Raw genomic sequence first — 2,855 nt, 5'->3', positions numbered from 1 at the left:
AGCGAAAACCTATCTCAAACTAATGCTTACTTATTATGCGTTAGCTTTTTCTTTTTTAGCTTTTGGTGCTGCTTTTTCTTCAGCTGGCTTTTGGTCAGCTTTCTTCAAAATTACAGTCGTACCTTCAAAAGTTTCACCTTCAACGTATGCTTTACCGAAGTAAGACGTTGTTAGAACTTCTTTAAGCTCAGTGATTAGAGGGTAACGTGGGTTAGCACCTGTACACTGGTCATCGAACGCTTCAACAGCTAGCTCGTCCAGTTTAGCGATGAAGTCAGACTCGTTAACACCCGCAGCTTGGATAGACAGTGGGATGTCTAGGTCAACTTTAAGTTCTTCTAACCAAGTCAGTAGACGTTCAATCTTCTGAGCAGTACGGTCACCAGCTTGGCTTAGGCCTAGGTGGTCAGCAACTTCAGCGTAACGACGACGTGCTTGTGGGCGGTCGTACTGAGAGAATGCAGTCTGCTTAGTTGGGTTATCGTTCGCGTTGTAACGTACAACGTTTGAGATAAGTAGTGCGTTTGCAAGACCGTGTGGTAGGTGGAACTCAGCACCAATTTTGTGAGCCATTGAGTGACATACACCTAGGAATGCGTTCGCAAAGGCAATACCAGCAATCGTTGCAGCGTTGTGTACTTTCTCACGAGCGATTGGGTCTGCTGAACCGTTTTTGTAGCTTGATGGTAGGTATTCTTTAAGCATCTTAAGAGCTTGTAGAGCTTGACCATCTGAGTATTCGTTCGCAAGAACTGATACGTAAGCTTCAAGAGCGTGAGTTACTGCATCGTAACCACCGAACGCTGTTAGAGACTTAGGCATGTTCATTACTAGGTTAGCATCAACAACAGCCATGTTTGGCGTGATTTCGTAATCCGCTAGTGGGTACTTAGCACCTGTTTTGTCGTCAGTAACAACCGCGAATGGCGTAACTTCAGAACCCGTACCTGAAGTAGTAGTGATACATACTAGCTCAGCTTTTTTACCCATTTTAGGGAACTTGTAGATACGTTTACGGATATCCATAAAGCGCATTGCTAGTTCTTCGAAGTGAGTTTCTGGGTGCTCGTACATAACCCACATGATCTTAGCAGCATCCATTGGAGAACCGCCACCTAGAGCAAGGATTACGTCAGGCTGGAAGCTCTTCATTGCTTCAGCGCCTTTCTCAACAACAGACAATGTTGGATCCGCTTCTACATCGAAGAATACTTGAACTTCAATACCTTGAGATTTCAGGATTTGTACTACGTCATCTGCGTAACCGTTGTTGAATAGGAAACGGTCCGTTACTAGGAATGCGCGTTTCTTACCTTCTAGGTCGCTCATAGCGATTGGAAGGCTGCCACGACGGAAGTAGATAGACTTAGGTAGTTTGTGCCACAACATATTTTCAGCTCGCTTCGCTACAGTTTTCTTGTTGATAAGGTGCTTAGGACCTACGTTCTCAGAGATAGAGTTACCACCCCATGAACCACAACCAAGAGTTAGAGAAGGTGCAACGTTAAAGTTGTACAGGTCACCGATACCACCGTGAGTAGTCGGGATGTTGATTAGGATACGAGCCGTCTTCATCTTGTCACCGAAGTAACGGATGCGATCTGCGTTTACGTCTTGGTTAGTGTAAAGACCAGATGTGTGACCGATACCACCGATTTCAACCATAGTTACTGCTTGAGCAACAGCGTCTTCGAAATCGTCTGCGCGGAATAGACCTAGAGTTGGAGACAGTTTCTCGTGAGCAAATTCGTCATCGTAAGAAACTTTACCAAGGCCTTCACCTACAAGTACTTTTGTATCAGCAGGAACTTTAACACCCGCCATTTCAGCGATTGCTGGAGCAGGTTGACCTACGATTTTAGCGTTTAGGTTGCCGTCGATAAGAAGAACTTTACGTACTTTATCTGCGTCAGCTTTAGATAAAACGTGAGCTTTGTGAGAAGCAAAACGCTCTTTAACTTCGTCATATACTTCGCTAACTACGATTGCAGCTTGCTCAGAAGCACATACAACACCATTATCGAATGTTTTAGACATAAGGATAGATGCTACTGCACGTTTGATGTCAGCTGTTTCATCGATAACTACAGGAACGTTACCAGCACCAACACCGATAGCAGGCTTACCAGAAGAATATGCTGCTTTAACCATGCCTGGACCACCAGTAGCAAGGATAAGTGCGATACCGTCGTGCTTCATAAGTGCGTTAGAAAGCTCTACAGATGGTTGGTCGATCCAACCGATGATGTCTTTTGGAGCACCCGCTGCAACCGCTGCGTCTAGAACCAGTTTAGCTGCGTCGTTAGTTGAGTTCTTTGCACGTGGGTGTGGCGAGAAGATGATGCCGTTACGTGTTTTAAGAGAGATTAGAGATTTGAAGATTGCTGTAGAAGTTGGGTTCGTTGTTGGAACGATACCACAGATGATACCTACAGGCTCAGCGATAGTCATTGTGCCTAGGCTTTCATCTTCATCAAGAATGCCACATGTTTTTTCGTCTTTGTATTTGTTGTAGATAAATTCAGATGCAAAGTGGTTTTTGATAACCTTATCTTCAACAATACCCATTCCAGATTCAGCAACTGCTTGTTGTGCAAGTGGGATACGAGCGTGGTTAGCAGCAAGAGAAGCTGCGCGGAAGATTGCGTCTACTTTCTCTTGAGAGAATGTTGCAAACTCTTCTTGTGCTGCTTTAACGCGTGCTACTAGAGCATCAAGTTCCGCTAAGTTAGTTACAGGCATGGTGGATCTCCTAAAATAATAAATATTAAAAACTTTTTATTAATTTCGCTGCTTGCTTTTAACCTCAAACAACAACGTTCTTAGTAAATTGCTTTCAGGACTGAGTATATTAT

General features: G+C 44.1%; 1 protein-coding gene. It reads right to left on the bottom strand.

The genetic code is table 11. The features are described from left to right. Nucleotides 1-33 precede the first annotated feature (33 nt). Complete coding sequence (adhE, locus tag AB4232_RS21995; RefSeq protein ID WP_012603522.1) at nucleotides 34-2,742, bottom strand: bifunctional acetaldehyde-CoA/alcohol dehydrogenase; 2,709 nt, start codon at nucleotides 2,740-2,742, stop codon at nucleotides 34-36. Nucleotides 2,743-2,855: the final 113 nt, after the last annotated feature.

The organism is Vibrio sp. 10N.286.46.A8 (assembly GCF_041470165.1).
Taxonomy (GTDB): Bacteria; Pseudomonadota; Gammaproteobacteria; order Enterobacterales; family Vibrionaceae; genus Vibrio; species Vibrio tasmaniensis_A.
The sequence above is the reverse complement of the archived record's forward strand: the minus strand, read 5'-3'. Positions and strand labels throughout refer to the sequence as shown.

Bases quoted from the DNA above. Each gene is read 5' to 3' on its own strand.
- adhE (WP_012603522.1), bottom strand. From the start codon at position 2,742: ATGCCTGTAACTAACTTAGCGGAACTTGATGCTCTAGTAGCACGCGTT.